General features: G+C 55.9%; 16 protein-coding genes and 1 pseudogene. 8 read left to right on the top strand and 9 right to left on the bottom strand.

Features of this window, described 5'->3' with window-relative positions; translation table 11 throughout:
- From I6L53_RS05770 to csiE, 4 genes are all read left to right on the top strand, one after another.
- Entirely contained in the window at positions 1–954 is a 954-nt protein-coding gene (locus tag I6L53_RS05770) for an ABC transporter permease (RefSeq protein WP_042317583.1), read from the top strand.
- 16 nt (positions 955–970) lie between these two features.
- Positions 971–2,608: an FGGY-family carbohydrate kinase gene (locus I6L53_RS05765; protein ID WP_042317582.1), complete on the top strand. Its 1,638-nt coding sequence runs from the start codon at positions 971–973 to the stop codon at positions 2,606–2,608.
- Positions 2,605–3,204: a KpsF/GutQ family sugar-phosphate isomerase gene (locus I6L53_RS05760; RefSeq protein ID WP_042317581.1), complete on the top strand. Its 600-nt coding sequence runs from the start codon at positions 2,605–2,607 to the stop codon at positions 3,202–3,204. Before I6L53_RS05765 ends, I6L53_RS05760 begins: the two co-directional genes overlap by 4 nt.
- Positions 3,205–3,439: 235 nt before the next feature.
- A complete protein-coding gene (gene csiE / locus I6L53_RS05755; RefSeq protein WP_042317579.1) occupies positions 3,440–4,720 on the top strand; it encodes a stationary phase inducible protein CsiE in 1,281 nt (426 codons plus the stop codon).
- Here the strand turns inward: csiE and I6L53_RS05750 are convergent.
- The 4 genes from I6L53_RS05750 to I6L53_RS05735 form a co-directional block, all read right to left on the bottom strand.
- Positions 4,712–5,851, bottom strand: coding sequence for a 3-phenylpropionate MFS transporter (locus I6L53_RS05750; RefSeq protein ID WP_042317577.1), 1,140 nt, complete (start codon positions 5,849–5,851; stop codon positions 4,712–4,714). The two genes, csiE and I6L53_RS05750, sit on opposite strands and share 9 nt — an antisense overlap.
- Before the next feature lie 88 nt (positions 5,852–5,939).
- Positions 5,940–6,782 (bottom strand): aldose 1-epimerase, encoded by an 843-nt coding sequence (locus I6L53_RS05745; protein ID WP_042317575.1) that lies wholly within the window; start codon positions 6,780–6,782, stop codon positions 5,940–5,942.
- Complete coding sequence (locus I6L53_RS05740; RefSeq protein WP_042317573.1) at positions 6,782–8,221, bottom strand: sugar porter family MFS transporter; 1,440 nt, start codon at positions 8,219–8,221, stop codon at positions 6,782–6,784. Before I6L53_RS05740 ends, I6L53_RS05745 begins: the two co-directional genes overlap by 1 nt.
- 71 nt (positions 8,222–8,292) lie before the next feature.
- Positions 8,293–11,559, bottom strand: coding sequence for a DUF5107 domain-containing protein (locus I6L53_RS05735; RefSeq protein ID WP_042317572.1), 3,267 nt, complete (start codon positions 11,557–11,559; stop codon positions 8,293–8,295).
- 113 nt (positions 11,560–11,672) lie between these two features.
- Between I6L53_RS05735 and I6L53_RS05730 the strand changes: the two genes are divergently transcribed.
- Together I6L53_RS05730 and I6L53_RS05725 are read left to right on the top strand one after the other, a co-directional pair.
- The gene (locus I6L53_RS05730) at positions 11,673–12,866 is read left to right on the top strand and encodes an ROK family transcriptional regulator (RefSeq protein ID WP_042317570.1); all 1,194 of its coding nucleotides are present in this window, start codon (positions 11,673–11,675) and stop codon (positions 12,864–12,866) included.
- Positions 12,867–12,941: 75 nt separating this feature from the next.
- Positions 12,942–13,364, top strand: coding sequence for a DoxX family protein (locus tag I6L53_RS05725; protein WP_042317568.1), 423 nt, complete (start codon positions 12,942–12,944; stop codon positions 13,362–13,364).
- Between the two features lie 185 nt (positions 13,365–13,549).
- Here I6L53_RS05725 and glyA read toward each other — a convergent pair whose 3' ends face one another.
- Positions 13,550–14,803, bottom strand: coding sequence for a serine hydroxymethyltransferase (gene glyA, locus I6L53_RS05720; RefSeq protein WP_042317566.1), 1,254 nt, complete (start codon positions 14,801–14,803; stop codon positions 13,550–13,552).
- A gap of 327 nt (positions 14,804–15,130) precedes the next feature.
- Between glyA and hmpA the strand changes: the two genes are divergently transcribed.
- Positions 15,131–16,321, top strand: a complete 1,191-nt coding sequence (gene hmpA, locus I6L53_RS05715; protein WP_042317565.1) for an NO-inducible flavohemoprotein — start codon at positions 15,131–15,133, stop codon at positions 16,319–16,321.
- Between the two features lie 7 nt (positions 16,322–16,328).
- Positions 16,329–16,421, top strand: a pseudogene (locus I6L53_RS23760) (hypothetical protein); the annotation flags it as partial.
- Here I6L53_RS23760 and glnB read toward each other — a convergent pair.
- Genes glnB through qseE form a run of 4 tightly spaced genes read right to left on the bottom strand, consistent with a single transcriptional unit; the run spans position 16,418 to position 20,334 of the window.
- Complete coding sequence (glnB, locus tag I6L53_RS05710) at positions 16,418–16,756, bottom strand: nitrogen regulatory protein P-II (RefSeq protein ID WP_012906673.1); 339 nt, start codon at positions 16,754–16,756, stop codon at positions 16,418–16,420. The pseudogene I6L53_RS23760 and the gene glnB overlap by 4 nt on opposite strands.
- Positions 16,757–16,816: 60 nt before the next feature.
- Complete coding sequence (glrR, locus tag I6L53_RS05705; protein WP_094465622.1) at positions 16,817–18,151, bottom strand: two-component system response regulator GlrR; 1,335 nt, start codon at positions 18,149–18,151, stop codon at positions 16,817–16,819.
- A complete protein-coding gene (gene qseG / locus I6L53_RS05700) occupies positions 18,151–18,882 on the bottom strand; it encodes a two-component system QseEF-associated lipoprotein QseG (protein ID WP_042317558.1) in 732 nt (243 codons plus the stop codon). Before qseG ends, glrR begins: the two co-directional genes overlap by 1 nt.
- A 21-nt stretch (positions 18,883–18,903) precedes the next feature.
- Positions 18,904–20,334 carry a two component system sensor histidine kinase QseE/GlrK gene (gene qseE / locus I6L53_RS05695; protein WP_042317555.1) on the bottom strand — a complete coding sequence of 477 codons (1,431 nt, stop codon included), beginning with the start codon at positions 20,332–20,334 and terminating at the stop codon, positions 18,904–18,906.
- Positions 20,335–20,681: the final 347 nt, after the last annotated feature.

The raw sequence follows: 20,681 nt of genomic DNA, 5'->3' as shown, positions 1-20,681 counted from the left end.
ATGAAAGCGTTCGCAAAAGTATTACCCGGTGATGCCATCATCCGCCTGCAGTGCGTGATTATTATCGTCGTTGCTGTCGTCTTCTCGGCGCTGTTGGGCACCCGCTTTTTCAGCGTCGCAAACTTCCAGTCCATAGGCTCACAGTTGCCAATCCTCGGCATGCTGGCGCTGGGAATGGGCATGACCATGCTGACGGGCGGCATTAACCTGTCAATTATCGCCGGTGCCAATGCCTGTTCGCTGGTCATGGCCGCCGTCATCGTCAGTCATCCGGACAATCCGCTGTTCCTCGTGCTGGCGCTGCTGGCCGGCGCAGCAGTCGCCGTAGCGATAGGTACGCTGAACGGCGCGCTGATCGCCTGGATTGGCGTATCGCCGATCCTCGCCACGCTCGGGACCATGACGCTGATTTCCGGGCTGAACATCTTGCTCTCCAACGGCACGGTGATTTCCGGCTTCCCGGCAGCGATCCAGTATCTCGGCAACGCCACCCTCGCGGGTATTCCCGTTGCCCTGCTGCTCTTCATTCTGGTCGCCGTGCTGCTGTGGGTTCTACTGGAACACACCACGCTTGGGCGCAGTCTCTATCTGATGGGGTCCAACGAACAGGCAACCCGCTACAGCGGCGTGAACACCGTTCGGGTGCAGATTTCCGTCTATGTTATTTCCGCTCTGCTCGGCTGGGTGGCCGCAATCTTAATGATGGCGAAATTCAACTCGGCGAAGGCCGGATACGGCGAGTCTTATCTGCTGGTCACTATTCTCGCTTCGGTGCTGGGTGGCATCAATCCGGACGGTGGATTTGGCCGTATCATCGGCCTGGTACTGGCGCTGATTGTGCTGCAAATGCTGGAAAGCGGCTTTAACTTGCTGGGGATCAGTAGCTATCTGACGATGGCGCTTTGGGGCGCGGTACTCATCCTCTTTATCGCATTACAGAATCGTAGAGCCTGATTTCAGGAGAAAAATTATGGCGAGTTACTTTATTGGTGTGGATGTAGGAACCGGCAGCGCTCGCGCAGGGGTGTTTGATCTCAACGGCAGAATGGTCGGTCAGGCCACTCGCGCGATTGAGATTTACCGCCCGCAGGCCGATTTCGTCGAGCAGTCGTCCGATAACATTTGGCAGGCCGTCTGCAACGCGGTTCGTGATGCCATTAATCAGTCCGATATCAACCCAATCCAGGTGAAAGGGCTGGGGTTTGACGCCACCTGTTCGCTGGTGGTGCTGGATAAAGAGGGCAAACCGCTGACCATCAGCCCTTCCGGGCGCAGCGAACAGAATATTATCGTGTGGATGGATCACCGCGCCATCACCCAGGCCGAGCGCATCAACGCGATGCACCATCGGGTACTGGACTACGTGGGTGGGATTATCTCCCCGGAAATGCAGACGCCGAAGTTACTGTGGCTGAAGCAGCATATGCCTAACACCTGGGCAAACGCTGGCTACTATTTTGATTTACCTGACTTCCTGACCTGGCGCGCCACCGGCGACGACACGCGTTCCCTCTGCTCCACGGTGTGCAAATGGACCTACATGGGCCATGAGGACAAGTGGGATGCCAGCTATTTCCGAGAAATCGGCCTGGAAGATCTACTTGAACACGATGCGGAAAAAATTGGCCGCTATGTGAAAACAATGGGTGAGCCGCTCGGCCACGGGTTGACCCAGCGCGCCGCCAGTGAAATGGGGCTGATTCCAGGTACTGCCGTCAGCGTGTCGATCATCGACGCCCACGCGGGTACGCTTGGCACGCTCGGCGCCTGTGGCGTCTCCGGCGAAGTCGCTGACTTTGACCGTCGGGTCGCACTGATTGGCGGAACCTCTACCGGGCACATGGCTATCTCTAAACAGCCGCGCTTTATCGGCGGCGTCTGGGGTCCCTACTATTCCGCCGTGCTGCCGGAATACTGGCTCAATGAAGGCGGGCAGTCCGCTACCGGCGCGCTGATTGACCATGTGATTCAGTCGCATCCTTGTTACGACACGCTGCTGGCGCAGGCCAAAGCGCAGGGACAGACCATTTATGAAGTGCTGAACGCGCTGCTGCGTAAAATGGCGGGCGAGCCGGAGAATATCGCCTTCCTGACCCGCGATATCCATATTCTGCCCTACTTCCACGGCAACCGTTCACCGCGAGCTAACCCAACGTTGACCGGGGCGATCAGCGGCCTGAAGCTCTCCCGCACGCCGGAAGATATGGCGCTGCAATATCTGGCGACCATTCAGGCCATCGCGCTGGGTACGCGCCATATTATTGAGACGATGAACCAGAGCGGCTACAGCATCGACACTATCATGGCCAGCGGCGGCGGCACCAAGAACCCTATCTTTGTGCAGGAACATGCTAATGCCACCGGTTGCGCTATGTTGCTACCAGAAGAGAGTGAGGCGATGCTGCTGGGCGGCGCAATGATGGGCACCATCGCGGCCGGCGTTTTCGAGACCTTCCCGGAAGCAATGTCGGCGATGAGCCGGATTGGTAAAACGGTCACCCCGCAGACCAATCGCATTAAGCAGTATTACGACCGTAAATATCAGGTGTTCCATGAGATGTATCAGGATCATATGAAGTACCGTCAACTGATGCAGGAGGACGCATGAGTAGCCCATGGCAACAGGCCACCGACACCTGGAGCCTCTACAGCGAGGCGCTGGCCGGTCTGGGTCAGCATCTGAACGAACCGGTCTGGAACGCATTAATGACGGAACTGCGCGAGTGCCGTGGGAAAATCGTGGTCACGGGCGTCGGCACCTCCGGCATTGCGGCGCGAAAAATCGCCCATATGCTGGCCTGCGTTGAGCGCCCGGCAATCTATCTCAACGCCACCGATGCCGCGCACGGCGATCTCGGTTTTTTACGTGCGGACGATCGCGTCATTCTGCTCTCCCGTGGTGGCAACTCTGACGAACTCACGCGACTGTTACCGGGTCTGGCCGCACGCAACGTGCCGATCATCAGCGTCACGGAAAACCCTAACTCCGCCATTGCCCGCGCCGCCCGACTGGTGATTTCTACTGGCGTCCAGCGGGAGGCGGATCCGCTGAATATGCTGGCGACCACCTCCATCATGCTGGTGATTGCGATCTTTGATGCCGCCTGCGCTTGTCTGATGAGTGAGAGCGGCTACACCAAAGAAACGCTACTGGCTGTGCATCCGGGGGGTGATGTCGGCTTAACCCTGCGCCAGGAGCGCTAATCCATTAGCAACCTTTCAGCCTCGCCTTCTCTGGCGGGGCTTTTTTCTGCGTAATCTGAAGATAAAAAACGCGAAAAATCCTGGTAAAGCGCTGCGTTACACTTTATGACGTCGCTACGCACGTGAAAAATTCTGTGACCTCTCCCTGCAATCCTGACGCAAAACATTTCATCCGTAATGGCTATGGAAAAACTTTAGCTATTCTTATCTAAAATACATACGGGAGATCCGACAGATGATGACAACGCTTGCTCCGCCATCTGTACTTTCTGCTCCCCAGCGCCGTTGCCAGGTTTTGCTGACGCTTTTCCAGCCAGGGCAAATTGCCACTGCGGAAATGTTCAGTGCGCTAAATGGTGTCGATGATACTGTTGCCCGTGAGGATATTGTCGAAACGGGACGGGAGATCCAGCGTTATCATCGACTTAGCATTAGCACTGGTCCGAATGGGTGCTACCGGATCGAAGGTACCGCGCTTAACCAACGCCTCTGCCTCTTACACTGGCTCAGACGCGGCCTGCGTTTGTGTCCAGCGTTCATTACCCAGCATTTTGCCCCCGCCCTCAAAACCGAACTGAAACAGCGAGGGGTCCTGCGCACACTGTATGACGATACCAATCTGCATGCGCTGATTAACCTCTGTGCACGTCGCCTGCAAAAGCCATTTGAGTGCCGGGATATCCAGTTTCTGCATCTCTATCTGCAATATTGCCTGTTGCAGCATCAGGCCGGGATCTCCCCGGAATTCAATCCGATCCAGCAGCGCTGGGCCCAGTCCTGCGCCGAATACCCGCTGGCGCAGGAGATTGGCCGCCACTGGCAGCGACGTGTCATGCAAAATGCACCGCTTACGGAATCACTGTTTATGGCGTTGCTGTTTTCGATGATCCGCATTCCGGATCCGATTCGCGATAACCATCAGCAGAACCGACGGTTGCGTCTGTCGATCGCCCGACTGATCCTACGCTTTCGCGAAATGGGCGCGGTGCGTTTCAATGACGAGCACGGACTAAACGCCCAACTTTACATCCACCTCGCCCAGGCGCTGAACCGCAGTCTGTTCTCTATCGGTATCGATAACACGCTGCCGGAAGAATTCGCCCGCCTCTATCCGCGTCTGATGCGTACCACTCGTGATGCGTTACGCGGGTTTGAAGAAGAGTATGACGTTGAGTTTTCCGAAGAAGAGACGGGACTGGTGGCGGTGATTTTCGGCGCGTGGCTGATGCAGGATAATGATCTGCATGAGAAGCAGGTCGTCTTACTGACCGGGGATGATCCCCAACTGGAACAGCAGATAGAGCAACAACTGCGTGAACTGACGCTGCTGCCGCTGAACATCAAGCCGTTGCCGATGCGGACTTTCCAGCAGGAGGGCTCGCCGCGCGGCGTGGCGCTGATTGTCACCCCTTACGCCACGCTGCTGCCGCTCTTTTCACCACCGTTGATTCACGCGGATCTGGCCCTGACGCCGCATCAGCAACAGCAGATCCGCAAGATGCTGGAATCAGGCTGAGGCGGCCACTTTTGGCCGCAGCACCATGGCTGGCAACGCCACCAGCGCCATGACCCAGAAGACGCCATTGCCCAGGTTCTGATACAGGAAGCCGGCGAACACGGTCATGATGGCAATGCTGCCGCCCATCGCCACCGCGGAATAGACCGCCTGCAAACGGATCACTTCGCTTCCCTGACGCGCCGCGATATAGCGCATCGCCGCCAGGTGACACACGGTAAAGGTACCGCAATGGAGGATCTGCACCACTATCAGCCACGGCAGCGCCGTCGTCCAGCCCATCAGTCCCCAGCGAATCACGCCACAAACGGCAGAAAGCAGTAACAGATCGCGGGCGCTGAAGCGGCGGAACAGTTTGTTGCTCAGGGCAAAGATAATCACTTCCGCAACCACACCGAGCGACCAGAGATAACCTACCGCCGAAGCGGAATAGCCGGCCCCCTGCCAGTAAATGGCGCTAAAGCCGTAGTAGGCGGCATGCGCCCCCTGCAACAGACATACGCAGGCCAGAAAGCGCCAGCTCTGCGCAACCAGCGCACGCCAGGCGGGCCAACCGGCGCTCTCCTGATGCCGGCTTTGTCCCTGAGGAAGCACGCTGGGGCGAATCAGCATTCCCAGCAGCATTGAGGCGACGCCCAGCGTCAGCAGCGCCAGAACCGCCCGATAATCAAACACGCTGACCAGCTTTCCGGTCAACGCCGAACCGATAACAAACGCCACCGATCCCCACAGTCGTACGCGACCGTAGTCCATCGTAATCTGTTTTTGCCAGGTATTCGCCAGCGCGTCCGTGAGCGGCACCAGCGGTGAGAAGAAGAGGTTAAAGCCGACCATCACCACCATTAGCCACGCGACATGCGTTCCAGCCCAAAAGGCCAGTGCAAAGACCAGCGTAAGCAGCGCGAGGATGCGTAATGCGGAGATCAGTCGCGACGGGTCGCTGACCCGTGGAGCTATGATCAAACTCCCGAGAAAACGCGCAACCAGTCCGGCGCCAAGCAATACGCCGATTGTCTCCGGCGTGAGGCCGAGCCCTTTAAGCCAGACGCTCCAGAAGGGAAGAAAAATCCCGTAGCTAAAAAAGTAGGTGAAGTAACCGAGCGCCAGCCAGCGCGTGGAGTGCAAAACCATGATCCCCTCCCGTGTGGAGGCGATAGTCTGGCGATAAACGCAGGCTGGCGCAAGTCAACATTAACCGCGACATAACAACGTTTTGCTGCTAATCGACGCGAATTTCCATTGCAAAACGACACTGCTCTCCAGAGCCTAACATTCGTAATCCCGGCTGCCCCGGCATGTGGTGGGCGTTTACCGGATGTGTCTGCGGTTCCAGGCAAAGAAATGACTGACCCGGCATTCTGAAAAGCATCAACCAGGGAGTTTGCGCAGAAATCGTGACATTCATCACATCTCTGCGAATCACCGCCTGCCCGCTCCAGCCGGAATACCCCACGTTCAGCCAGCGATCCGCGCCATATTGCGCCCTGGTGAAATCGGCTTCCGCCGGGAGGTGGCTTTGCCAGGCCAGTGGCAAATGATGCTCACCTTCCGGCCAGTAACCGCTTGCCGAAAACTGCAGCGTACTGTGCACATCGAAAGCAAAAAAGGGGTGGAAACCGCAGCCGTAAAGCATCGGGCGTTTGCCCAGATGAGCGATCGTCAGCGACGCCTTGAGTACCGATGCCTCCAGCACATACTGGAGTTCCGCCAGATAATCATACCCACACGCCAGTTGACTGCGCAGACGCAGACGACAGCTGTCGTCAGTTGCGTCTGCTATCTCCCAGCGCTTAAGCCAGCCGTCACCGTGCAGAAAAAACGAGTCATCCGCGTTATGCAACGGCAGTTGCACCTCTGTTCCGCGCTGGCAGAAGCGGTTACCGGCCACGCGATTGGCAACCGGAAGCATCGGAAATAGCCCCCCGTCACCGGCAGTTTTCCCTTCACCTGCACGTAAAACCGACTGTTGATGTTGTAACGAAAACAGCGCCAACAGCGCACCGCCCTGCGGGTCCACGCGCATCCGAAAATGCGCGTTATGCAGCGTCAACGGCGCCGTCATCAGCGTACACTTCTCTGCTGTGCCGACGGGTTGGCCTTCAGATGTCTCGCCGCCAGTTGTTCCTCAAGGGCTTCCAGGGTGACGCCTTTGGTTTCAGGGACATTACGCAGCACGTACACATAGCCCATCGCACAAATCACGCCGTAGAGCAGGAAACTTCCGGCTGCGCCCAACCCGGCATTGAGCAACGGGAAGGTGTAGGTCAGCAGGAAGCAGGCAATCCACAGTGCCAGCGTGCCCAGAGACATCGCCAGCCCGCGCACGCGGTTAGGGAAGATTTCGGACAGCAGCACCCAGGTGACAGGAGCCAGCGTCAGGGCATAAATCGCAATGGCTGCCAGCACCAGAACCAGCACCGGCCAGCCCATAATCCCCATCCCGTAAGCGCTGGCAATCAACACATAAATCACGGTCAGCCCGGAGGCGCCAAACAGCATCAGTTTGCGGCGACCAATTTTGTCCACCAGCGGCAGCGCGGCAAGGGTAAAGACCAGGTTGATAATGCCGGTAGCGACGATGGATTTCAGCGTACCGTTGATGTCGAAACCGGCAGAGGCGAAAATCTCCTGCGCATAGTTAAAGATCACGTTGATCCCGCACCACTGCTGGAAGACCGCCAGCACCATGCCGATAATGACGATCGGTTTGATCTGCGGCTGCAACAGCGTTGACCACGCCACCTTGTGGTTATCTTTGATCAGCGTGTGCTCAATTTCTTTCAGCGTCTGCCCGGCATACTCCGCAGAGCCAATGCGTTGCAGCATGGCGCGAGCACGCTCCGGTTTACCCGCCTTCACCAGCCAGCGCGGGGATTCAGGAACGAAAAACATCAGCACCAGAAACACCACCGCAGGGACCAACTCTGCGCCAAACATCCAGCGCCAGCCCATCTGCCCGTTCCAGCTCTCAACGATCGCCTGCTGCGTGGCTCCTGTCGCAACGGGTTCGGCGATCATCAGATTGATCAGTTGTGCTGCCAGGACGCCAATCACGATGGTCAACTGGTTCACCGCCACAAAGCGTCCGCGTTTCTCCGCCGGACTGACTTCAGCGATGTACAGCGGACTGAGCGCGGAGGCAAGGCCAATCCCGACGCCGCCGACGATGCGGTAAATCACGAACAGGTCGAAGTTACTGGCAACGGCGGTTCCCCATGCGGAGGCGCTGAACAGAATAGCCGAGAGGATCAGCGGCATTTTTCGGCCAAATTTATCCGCACACCAGCCGGAAATCAGCGCCCCAAAAATACAACCTACCAGCGCCGAACTCATCGCCCAGCCTGACTGCGCCGGATCGGTTATCGAGAAGTACGCTTCATAAAAGGGTTTTGCCCCGCCAATCACCACCCAGTCGTAGCCAAACAGCAAACCGCCGCAGGCCGCGACCAGACAGATGGTCCAGACGTAGCCGATTTTCAAATGTGTCTGCGCGTTATTCATTATGATTCCTCTTTCAGGGAAACGCAGGGAACAGTAGGTTTCCGGTGGCGTCACCGCCACCGGTTCAGGGTTTAGTGCAATAATTCCAGTCTGATGACATGGCGCAGGAGCAGAGCTTTGTCATGCGCCGGATTCTGTTGCAGAAGAGCGTCAAGCGCCTGCTGGCAGGCGGATAAATCCCCCAGCCCCAGATGCCCTAACGCGGTGATAAACAGGCAGTGCTGCTGATGCTTTGCCTCCGCCGGCGTATCAAGCACCACCAGATCCGGTAATGAGACGGCGAAGAAATCCACCTCCGGGACATGGTCTCGCTGTGACGCCACCCAGTGCAGGAAGCTTTTGAAAAGTTGCTCCGCGCCTTCACGCTCATCCAGTTTTCTCAGCGCCATCCCCTGCCAGAAGAGATAGTCCACGGGCTGATCGTTGTAATAACGACCGGCATCCAGCGTACTTCCGCCGCGGGTGGCGCGCGCAAAGTAGCGCTGCGCCTCGTCATGATGCCCCTGTCGTTGAGCGCAATAGCCCAACAGATACCAGATATCGTTATCGGTTTGTCCCGGTAAGCGCCCTTCCCCCAGATTATGCGGATAGTTCAGCGCCTGTTGTAACAAGGTGACCGCCTCAGGTAACGCCTCCCTGCCGATCGCCACCAGTGCCCGATGAACCTGGTTTAGCAAGTACTGCCCGGTTGCTTTTCCTTCCCCGCCTTCCCAGGGATGGAAGACGCGCTCGCCAAGAACCTTCGCCGCTTCATCGTAGTGGCCCAGCCCGTTCCACAGGCTAAGTAACTCCACGGTCAGATCGTCACGCTGGAATACCACCGCTTTGCGTGATTCAAGCTGTTGCAGACGCTGCTCAACAGGCGTCGCCAACAGCTTATTGAGGTAATCCAGTTCAAACAGGAAGCGGGCGTTGTCAGGCTCCAGCGCCACAGCCTGCGACAAATACTGATGAGCCTTTACGGCATCCTGCTGTTTGTTCCACGCATAAATCCCCAGCAAACGATGCACCGGTGCGAATTCAGGCTCTTGTTGCAGGGTGAATTGCCAGCAGGAAAGTGCCTCTTCGTAGCGGCGTTTGCTGTACCAGAAGCAGCCCAACAAATAACGGGCATAGGCACTGTGCGGCAGCGTTTGCAGCATCTGCACTTCGTCGAGCGTGTTCGGGAAACGCACCCGGTTGCGCAGGCAGGCCCGCGCCTGGTCGATGAGCGGCTGCGGATTGTCGCTTAGCGACGCCCGCCACAACAGCGGCAGCGTTTCCTGGCTGTCCAGCAGCGCCAGCAGTTCGCGAGCCGCGGCTTTCTGACCGAAAGAGAGCAACCATCCCGCCAGTTCACAAGCGTTGGTGCCGCGTCGACCAGTCATGGTAATAAGTGCCGTTTTCGACAGTTCATCCCGGCGTATTGCCCAGCGCGCATAATGCAACGCGTAGCTGAGCGGATAGTCACGGAGCTGCTGTTCGATGTACTTCAACGCTTCTGATGTGCGCCCCAGCGTCGCCAGCACCAGCGCTTTCAGCCCCATCGCCAGGTTGTTGCTGCCGTTAAAACGCAGACTCTGCGTCACTTTTTCCAATGCATCCACATGGTCGCCGCGCGCCATCGCGATCCTCGCCAGCGCCCAGAATGCCGCATCGCGACAGTTTCCACTCCAGCTCGCCTTGTAGTAATGATCCCAGGCTTGTTCACTATCCCCCTGGCGCTCCCGCGCAGCGGCCAACAACATACTGGCTTCGCCATCGCGGGGGTTTTTGTTCAGATGATGCGCCCGCTCTAATGCCGCTTTCGCGCAGCGTTCAGCCTGCGTCCAGTCAGCCTGGTTCAGCGCCAGCGTCCCCAGGGCGACATTGTTGCGATAATCCAGCGGATCGATCTCCAACGCCCGGCGATAGTAATCCCCGGCGTAACGACTGGCATGGTTGTACTGCTCCAGATGCTGACCGATAAAGTAGAGTTCATCCGTACTGGATAACGCCGCCGGTTGTGCGGGGGCCGTCGCCGCCGAGGGGAGCGGCAGATCGTCAGCAATGTGCTCTTGGTATTGCAGCAATGTCTGACCGTCGTGGCGCGTGACCGTCATGGTGATCCGCGTGTAGCCCGAATCGGCAAGCGTCGTCAGCCAGCTTTCCCCCGGAGCCAGCGTCAGCGTGGTTTCGAAGAAAGGCGCGCCGTCTGCACTGAGCGTCACCTGCACGTCATGTAATGGCGCAACGGCATAGACACCAACGGACAGTTGGTTTTCATCACGCACCAGTCGCAGCGCCAGGTCAGTGCTGGCGTTTTGCACCATTCCTAATTCGCTGTACGGCAGGAAGTTCTGAACAAAAACCTTCTCTTCGTAAGGCGCAAGCCAGGTGAAATCAGGCTGGTTGTCCGTAAACACCCCGGTCATTAATTCGATGTATGGACCATTCTCATCGGTCAGGTTGCGATCCCAGGCGACGCCGAAATCCCCATAACCCCAACTCCACTGTTTTTTTCCCGGCGAGATATGATGATCGGCGACGTGCAACAGTCCGCCGCGTTCGCCGTGATGCCAGGCACCAACAAAGTCGTAGTCCGATTTTTCTGCCATGTATGACGTCGGCACCGGCACATTCTTGTAGCGGGAAATGTCCACCCCCGCCGAGTAATCGACTTTGTAATAGGTCCCCGTAGCGATTGGAAAAGCGGAAACATCACGTTTGCCGTGATCGAATACCGCCGTAACATCAGGCGGGAACACGCTTTGATGATCGTCACCCCCCTTCACCGCCGGGTTTGCCCACCATAGAAAGTGGCGCGGCGTGGCGTTGCCGTTGAAAACTTTACCGGTAATTTCTATCAGCGCATGATCCGGGTAGAGGGTGAATCCGGTCATCACCTGGAGACCGCGCATCGGCTCCACTTCCCCCATCCAGACGGTTTGCTCCCCGTGCTCTCCTGCCCGCTGCGTAAAATCCACCGGCATAAAGGTGGTGGGACGATGGTGCTGGGGCCAGTTAAATTCGATCCCGCCGGAGATCCACGGCCCCAACAGGCCAACCAGCGCGGGTTTCACTACCTCGTTGTAATAGACGAAATCGCGCTGCTGCACTTTGTCATACGCGCGGTGAATACGCCCACCCAGTTCCGGCAACAGCATGACGCGGATAAAATCGTTCTCCATCCACACGGCCTGGTACTCGCGCATCTCGCGTTGACCGGTCAGGGTATCGATCACGCCGTAAGGGTAAACCGCCCCTGAAGAACCCTGATAAACCCGTTTTTCCAGGAACATTGGGTTGGGATCTTCCTCACCCACCGTCCAGGTCGGTAGTGAGAGGGTTTCCTGCCAGACCTTAACTGAACCGTACATGCTGCCTCCACTCAATAAACAAAAGTAAAATGTCCTCTTGTAGCTATTGTGTGGCAGTTAACTGGCGGTAAAATGCGCAATGCTCACGCAATATAGTTAAGGGAGTTAAGTGTATGCAACGTTCGGGATTCAATAACGCGCGGGTCAGACAGGCGAATAAACAGATTTTCCTGTCGCATTTGTGGCGCGAAAAGCAGCTCAGTAAATCGCAGTTGGCACAGCTCACCGGCCTGTCGATTCCGGCGGTGAGTAACATTCTTGAAGAGCTGCTGGACGAAGGCCGGATTTGCCACTCCCGGGAAACGTTGAGCCAGCGCGGGCTCAGCAGCGGGAGTTTTCATCTGCCGGAACAGGGCGCATGGATGCTGTGTATGAACGTCACCCCCACCAGCCTGACCAGCCAACTGGCCGATGCCCGGCTGGTGGCGGTGGGCGACTGGCAACATGAGGTGATCAACGCCGCAACGCCTGAAGCACTGCTCGCGGCGATAGCCAGCCACTGGCGGCGCTGGCGTCAGCGCTATCCCGACATCACGATCAACCTGGCGCTGGGCGTCCACGGTCAGGTGGATCCCATCACCGGAGCATCGAAAACCATGCCGCAGGCACCGTGGAAAACGCCAGTGGAAATAAAATATCTGCTGGAGGAGCGGCTCGGCATACAGGTCCGTCTGGACAACGACTGCGTGATGTTGGCACTGGCGGAAAAGTGGCAAAACCCGGCAGCCAATGAGGATTTCTGCGTCATAAACGTCGATTACGGCATTGGCTCATCGTTCGTCATTCACGATAGCATCTGGCGCGGCAGTCTGTACGGCAGCGGTCAGATTGGACATACCATCGTTAACCCCGACGGCATCGCCTGCGACTGTGGCCGTTACGGCTGTCTGGAAACCGTCGCTTCCCTGAGCGCATTGAAAAAACAGGCCAGAGTCTGGATGAAGGCGCAGCCGGTGCCGGGAAAGGATCCGGAAACCCTGACCACGGATATGCTGATCGATGCCTGGCGCAAGGGTGATGTGCGCATTCAGGCATGGGTGGAACATGCTGCCAGCGCAATTGGCTTAAGCCTGTATAACTTTCTCAACATCCTGAATATTAATCAGATCTGGCTGTACGGACGGAGTTGCGCCTTCGGTGAACCCTGGCTCAACACGCTACGGCAACAGACAGGATTTAATCCCTTCGATCATGGTGATAACCCGAGAGCGAAAGCGACGCAGATTGGGTTTGGTACGCTGACTCGCGCCCAGCAGCTGATGGGGATTGGCTATCTGTACGTGGAGTCGCAACTCAACGAAATATAAGCTTATTGCGCGAATGGCGAGGTACGGCGTTGTGTATTAATTTTAAAGTACGTTACTCATGCTAATGAGCCTGCTATGAACACGTTACGTTATTTTGATTTCGGAGAATCACGCCATCTGTTTTTATTGATTGCCCGCATTGCGCTGGCGGTTCTGTTTATCATTTTTGGCTTTCCTAAGCTGACAGGTTTCGACGGAACCGTGCAGTACATGACGTCTCTCGGTACACCAGCGCCAATGCTGGCAGCCATTATTGCCGTCGTCATGGAGGTTCCCGCGGCGATACTGGTTGTACTGGGCTTTTTCACTCGTCCGCTGGCAATCCTCTTCGTGTTTTATACGCTGGGTACGGCAGTCATCGGTCATCATTTCTGGAATATGACCGGTGATGCGGTCATGCCAAATATGATTAATTTCTATAAGAATGTCAGCATTGCCGGGGGGTTTTTGTTATTGGCCGTGACTGGTCCGGGGGCGATATCAGTAGACAGGCGTTAAACCGTCGCCCGATGGCGCTTCGCTTATCGGGCCTACAAAACAATTGATATCGTAGGTTTTGTAGGTCGGGTAAGCGTAGCGCCACCCGACAATTCATGTGTCGAAGATGTACCAATTTCGTCTGCAGGATGTTTGTCATCCATAAAAAAGGCCGCTCGCGCGGCCTTTTTGACTTCTGCGATAACTTATGCGTAAACCGGGAAACGTGCGCAGATATCCAGAACTTTACCTTTGATGCGCTCAATCACCGCTTCATCATTGATGTTGTCCAGCACGTCACACATCCATCCCGCCAGTTCTTTCGCTTCCGCTTCTTTAAAGCCACGACGCGTGATGGCCGGAGAACCAATACGGATACCGGAAGTGACGAATGGGCTCTTCGGATCGTTCGGCACGCTGTTTTTGTTTACCGTGATGTTAGCACGACCCAGCGCGGCATCAGCTTCTTTACCGGTCAGGTTTTTATCCACCAGATCCAGCAGGAACAGGTGGTTTTCAGTACCGCCGGATACCACTTTGTAGCCACGGTTCAGGAACACTTCCACCATTGCTTTGGCGTTTTTCGCAACCTGCTGCTGGTAGACTTTGAACTCAGGCTCCATGGCTTCTTTCAGCGCCACGGCTTTACCCGCGATCACGTGCATCAGCGGGCCGCCCTGCGCGCTTGGGAAAACGGCAGAGTTCAGTTTTTTGTACAGCTCTTCGTCACCGCCTTTCGCCAGAATCAGGCCGCCACGCGGGCCAGCCAGCGTTTTGTGGGTGGTGGTGGTCACAACGTGAGCATGCGGAACCGGGTTCGGGTAAACGCCTGCGGCAATAAGACCTGCAACGTGCGCCATATCAACGAACAGGTACGCGCCAATGCTGTCAGCGATTTCACGCATTTTAGCCCAGTCAACCACACCGGAATAGGCAGAAAAGCCGCCGATGATCATCTTCGGTTTGTGGGTCTGCGCCAGCTGCGCCATCTCTTCGTAGTCAATTTTACCGGACTCATCGATACCGTAAGGCACGATGTTGTACAGTTTGCCAGAGAAGTTAACCGGAGAGCCGTGAGTCAGGTGGCCGCCTTGCGCCAGGTTCATACCCAGCACGGTATCGCCCGGTTGCAGCAGAGCGGTATAGACGGCGAAGTTAGCCTGAGAGCCGGAGTGCGGTTGCACGTTCGCGTAGTCTGCGCCAAACAGTTCTTTCGCGCGGTCAATCGCCAACTGCTCAACGACATCCACATATTCGCAGCCGCCGTAGTAGCGCTTGCCCGGATATCCTTCAGCGTATTTGTTGGTCAGCTGAGAGCCCTGCGCCTGCATGACGCGCGGACTGGTGTAGTTTTCGGAGGCGATCAGTTCGATGTGCTCTTCCTGACGTACTTTTTCCTGCTCCATAGCCTGCCACAGTTCGGCATCATAATCGGCAATGTTCATTTCACGCTTTAACATCCGCATCTCCTGACTCAGCTAACGATAGAATTTTTGGCCTTAAAAGGCGGTCCTGTTGGACAACGGGCAACAGTATAACTGAATCATTCTGCGATAACAGGTCTTGACAAAGGAATTTACGCAAACGATTACCTTCACACTGCACAAGGCTTTGCTGAATGAAGACCTTACGAATTTCAACGGATTTCTTTTCAGGTTTGTGATGCAGATTTTTCACGTTCTAACGTTTAAAACGCAAAGCGACAAAGAACCATTTACAATGCAGGGATATTTTTTATAAGATGCATTTGATATACATCATTAAAGTTTCACATAAAGGAAGAACGTATGCTTGACGCCCAAACCATCGCCACTGTAAAAGCCACTATTCCCCTGCTGGTTGAAACGGGTCCCAAACTGACCGCCCATTTTTACGATCGCATGTTTGCTCATAACCCTGAACTCAAAGAAATTTTCAACATGAGTAACCAGCGTAATGGCGATCAACGTGAAGCCCTGTTTAATGCCATTGCCGCTTACGCCAGCAATATTGAGAACCTGCCTGCTCTGCTGCCTGCAGTCGAGAAGATCGCCCAGAAACATACCAGCTTCCAGATCAAACCAGAGCAGTACAACATTGTTGGCACACATCTGCTGGCAACCCTCGACGAAATGTTCAGCCCGGGCCAGGAGGTGCTGGACGCGTGGGGCAAAGCCTACGGCGTACTGGCTAACGTCTTTATCAATCGCGAAGCGCAAATCTACAGTGAAAATGCCAGCAAAACCGGCGGCTGGGAAGGCACGCGTCCGTTCCGTATCGTGGCGAAAACTCCACGCAGCGCACTGATTACCAGCTTTGAATTTGAACCAGTGGACGGGGGTGCCGTGGCCGAATACCAGCCAGGCCAGTATCTGGGCGTCTGGCTGAAGCCGGAAGGTTTTCCGCATCAGGAGATTCGGCAGTATTCTCTGACCCGTAAAGCGGATGGCAAAGGCTACCGTATTGCCGTTAAGCGTGAAGACGGCGGTCAGGTCTCCAGTTGGCTGCACAACCAGGCGAGCGTCGGCGATATTGTTCATTTAGCCGCACCAGCAGGCGATTTCTTTATGGCGGTTGCCCGCGATACACCGGTTTCTCTGATTTCTGCCGGCGTCGGTCAAACTCCGATGCTGGCAATGCTGGATACGCTGGCAAAAGCAAACCACGTTGCACAGGTCAACTGGTTCCATGCCGCAGAAAACGGCGACGTGCATGCGTTTGCCGATGAGGTGAACGAACTGGGTAGAACGTTGCCGAACTTTACCGCGCATACCTGGTACCGTGAACCGCGCGAGACCGATCGCGTGAACGGTGCCTTTGACAGCGAAGGTCTGATGGATCTGAAGGCAATGAAAGGGGCAATCGATATTCCGGGAATGCAGTACTATCTGTGCGGTCCGGTGGGCTTCATGCAGTTTGCCGCGAAGCAGCTTGTTGAGCTGGGCGTGAAAAACGAAAACATTCATTACGAATGCTTCGGCCCGCACAAGGTCTTGTAATTACGTCATGCCTGATGGCGCTGCGCTTATCAGGCCTACGGGATGTTGTAGGCCGGATAAGGCGTTCACGCCGCCATCCGGCAAGCACGGCGCGGCTTAAATTGCCGCGTCGTCTTCTTCACCGGTACGGATACGTACCACGCGTGCCACATCAAAGACGAAAATTTTGCCGTCGCCAATTTTGCCCGTCTGCGCCGTACGGATAATAGTATCCACGCAGGTTTCAACGATATCGTCCGGTACGACAATTTCAATTTTCACCTTCGGCAGGAAATCCACCATATATTCCGCGCCACGGTACAGCTCGGTATGCCCTTTCTGACGCCCAAAGCCTTTCACTTCGGTGACGGTCATACCGGTGATCCCCACCTCAGCCAGTGCTTCACGCACATCATCAAGCTTGAAGGGTTTAATAATCGCATCAATCTTTTTCATGCTAGTCCTTGAAAAGGTCGCCTGTCTTTTAATCGGGTAAACGTAACATATTACGCAACGTTATTCTTTGAAATCGTTTGCATCCAGCTCATGGCGTGACAGCAGCTTATAGAACTCTGTCCGGTTACGACCCGCCATTCTTGCCGCATGCGTGACATTGCCTCGGGTGATTTGCAGCAGCTTGCGCAGATAGTTCAGCTCAAACTGGTTACGCGCTTCGACGAAGGTCGGTAGTGCGGTATTTTCCCCTTCCAGCGCCTGCTCCACCAGGGCGTCGCTGATCACCGGCGAGGAGGTCAGCGCTACGCACTGTTCGATCACGTTCACCAGTTGACGCACGTTTCCAGGCCAACTGGCGGTCATCAGCCGCTTCATGGCATCCGTCGAAAACGCGCGCACAAACGGCTTATGCCGCTCCGCTGACTGACGCAGCAGATGATTCGCCAGCAGAGGAATATCTTCGGTTCGTTCCGCCAGCGCCGGGATCTTCAGACTCACCACGTTGAGGCGGTAATATAAATCTTCGCGAAACTCGCCGCGCACCATCGCTTTCGGTAGATCACGATGGGTTGCCGAGATGATGCGCACATCAATATCGATATCGCGGTTGCTACCAAGTGGCCTGACTTTACGTTCCTGCAAGACGCGCAGCAGTTTGACCTGTAGCGGCGCGGGCATGTCGCCAATCTCGTCAAGGAACAGCGTACCGCCTTCCGCCGCCTGAAACAGCCCTTCCCGATTGCTCACCGCGCCGGTAAACGCGCCGCGCGAGTGGCCGAACAGTTCCGACTCCAGCAGTTGCTCCGGTAGCGCGCCGCAGTTGATAGCAATAAACGGTTTGCTGCTCCGCGGGCTGGCATTATGAATGGCCTGAGCGAAGATCTCTTTCCCGGTGCCGCTCTGACCATTGATCAACACGCTAACGTCAGACTGCGCCACCATCCGCGCCTGCTCCAGCAGACGCAGCATTATCGGGCTACGGGTGACAATCGATTCGCGCCAGCTATCGTCCGTGGCGGGCGCCGACTGCTCAAGCGCCTCGTCGATCGCCTGATACAGCGCATCTTTATCCACGGGTTTGGTCAAAAAGCTAAACACGCCTTTTTGTGTTGCCGCGACCGCATCCGGAATGGAGCCATGGGCGGTAAGAATAATAACCGGCATCCCCGGCTGAACCTTCTGGATCTCGCTGAACAATTGCATACCGTCCATCTCATCCATACGCAAGTCGCTTATCACCAGATCCACTTTTTCACGGTTCAGCACGCGCAGCCCCTCTGCCCCGCTCTCTGCGGTCACCACGCTATAGCCTTCACTGGTCAGGCGCATGCCCAGCAGTTTCAACAGGCCGGGATCATCATCCACAAGCAGTAAATGCGCCGGTTTACGACTCATTATGGGGTCACCTCATCTTGTGACGATACTGGCGCTTGTCCCTCAGACTTATCGCCGCCATGCGTCGTATCCGGGTTGTAATTTCCAGCCGGTTTACGGGTAGAAAGCTGACGCTCAATATCGGTCAGGTTTTCCAGCTTGCGCGTCGTAAGATCGAGCTGCGCCTGAAGGTGCTGATGCTGCTGGCGAAGCGTATCCAGATCGCCATCGGTCGTTTGCTGCAGTTTGCTGTAGCGCTGGCGTTCTTCGGCGAGCTGGAGCTGTAGCGACTGGCCGTCTCGCCAGATCTGATAAAGCGGACGCACCTGCGCCGGGATTTGCGGACTTAGCGTATCCAGTCGCGAGACGTTCTCGCGACGCTCCAGCGGCGTAATTTTGGCGTTCGCCAGCAAGATGCCGCGCTTAAAGGCATTTTGCCAACTGTCGTCGCTCAGCATGCGGGCCTCGCTGCGCGACTGTACCGGCAACAGGCGCTCCGCGCAGTCAATGGTACGCAACCAGTAGAGAGGATTAGTGTCGGTCGATTGCCCCTGTAATGCCCAGATATCGGTGCACTCAACCGACAGATAGTCCGCCAGTTGATACGTCGGGAGCGCGTCCTGCGGCGCATCCCCCGTGATGTGTTTTACCGCATTGGGCGTGCAGCCCATCAGCGCAAGGCAGGGCATCCCCGCCAGAATGACCTGACGAGAGAATAAACGTTGGAAAATGTGAACAAAAACGTGTGGCATATTCACCAGGCTTAGCGTTATTTAATCGTTTTTCGTTGCAGATAGCGGCAGTTCTATGCGAAAGCAAACCTCTTGCGCTTGTTCATCGACAAGATACAGCTCCCCCTGCATACGGCGGATACAATCTCTGGCGATGCTCAACCCCAGCCCGCTCCCCTTCACTGCGCCTTTCCGTTGATGGCTTCCCTGGAAAAAAGGTTCGAAAATCATGGCTCTTTCCGCTTCAGGGATAGGGGTTCCGGTATTGATAACATCGATATACACCGTTGTCCCCTGTAAGCGGCTGCGAATACGAATGTTACCGGATTCAGCCCCATAGTGCACCGCATTGGAATAAAGATTGTCCAGTACGCTCATCAGTAACATCGGCTCGGCAAGACAGCTACCCGCCGCCAGTTCAATGTCGGTATGCATCATTTTAGCGCGGGCTGGTAGACTATGAGCGGAAACCACCATATCCACCAGCGGTTCAATCTCCACGTTTTCCATTTCGATGGCGCTGTCAGCCAGTTTGCGGTTGTAATCAAGCAACTGCTCAATCAATTTTTGCAAATTGCGGCTACTGTCATCAAGAATGCCAACCACCTCTTTTTGTTCCGGCGTCAACGGACCCACCACCTGATCCGCCAGCAGTTCTGTACCTTCCCGCATACTGGCCAACGGGGTTTTCAGCTCATGGGAGAGATGGCGCAAAAATTGATGGCGCTGGGATTCCAGCCAGGAAAGTCGCTCGCTCAGCCAGATGATCCGTTGCCCAACGGAACGCAGTTCACGTGGCCCGGCAAAGGTGACGGTATTGCCAAGCGAGCGCCCTTCCCCCAGGCGATTAATCATCCGTTCGATGCCCTTTACCGGCCCGATAATCATTCGCGTGAACAGCAGTACCATCGCCAGACTCACCAGAAACAGCACCAGCGCCTGCCAGCCGAAGAACTGCCCGCGTTCGGCGATCTCCTGCTGTAACTGCTGCCCGCGTGAAAAAACCACGGTACGCGTCGCTTGCACCATGTCGGTATTGGCGTTGGCAAAAGCTTCCAGCCGTGCGGCGGCGGCGGTATCTGGCCCGCTGTTACGGCATTGCAATTGTGCCAGACCGTTCAGATCCTGACGCAATGCCTGATACAACTTGTCATCCGGCAGAACGCCCGCATGGGCGTCCAGCATTTCACTATAGCGTTTGCGCTGGCTCTGATACACCTTCGCCAGCGTCGGATCGTCGAGTACACAATACTGACGGTAGCTGCGCTCCATCTCCAGCGCGGCATTGGTCATCGCCTCGCTGCGTCGCGCGTCAACAAGCGTGGTTCGGTTCGTCAGTGCCGCCTGGGCGCTGAGCGCGTTCAGGCTTTGCCACGCCTGCCAGGCGAGGACCAGCAGCGGTAACAGGATCAGCAGGAATGCCAGCGTCACCAGTTGGCGTAATGACCGGGGGAAAACAGACCAGCGCTTCAATGCGTTACTCTCACAGAAGATGAATAGGACGATGCTAACTGAGGGGAAGGCCAGATACAACAAAGCCGGGATGAACCCGGCTTTGTTATGGAATAAGGCGGTGCCTAACTCGACGTTTCGCCCGATGGTTGATAAAGCAGCGCTATTATCAGAAGTTGGACGGCAGGCACCTTGTTGTGCGTCATTCGAAGTTTATGTAGCACGTCCCGAAGGGGCTGACATAAGAATGTGAATGAGCCACTGCCGATTATTATGCAGTAATTATGCCAACATGCAAAGAAATTCATTAATAAGTTGAATTAAAAAGATTTTATTATCATTCCACACTATCGAAAGAGAGTGTGATT

The organism is Citrobacter farmeri, from assembly GCF_019048065.1.
Classification (GTDB): Bacteria; Pseudomonadota; Gammaproteobacteria; order Enterobacterales; family Enterobacteriaceae; genus Citrobacter_A; species Citrobacter_A farmeri.
This window is presented reverse-complemented; position numbering and strand designations above follow the sequence as displayed.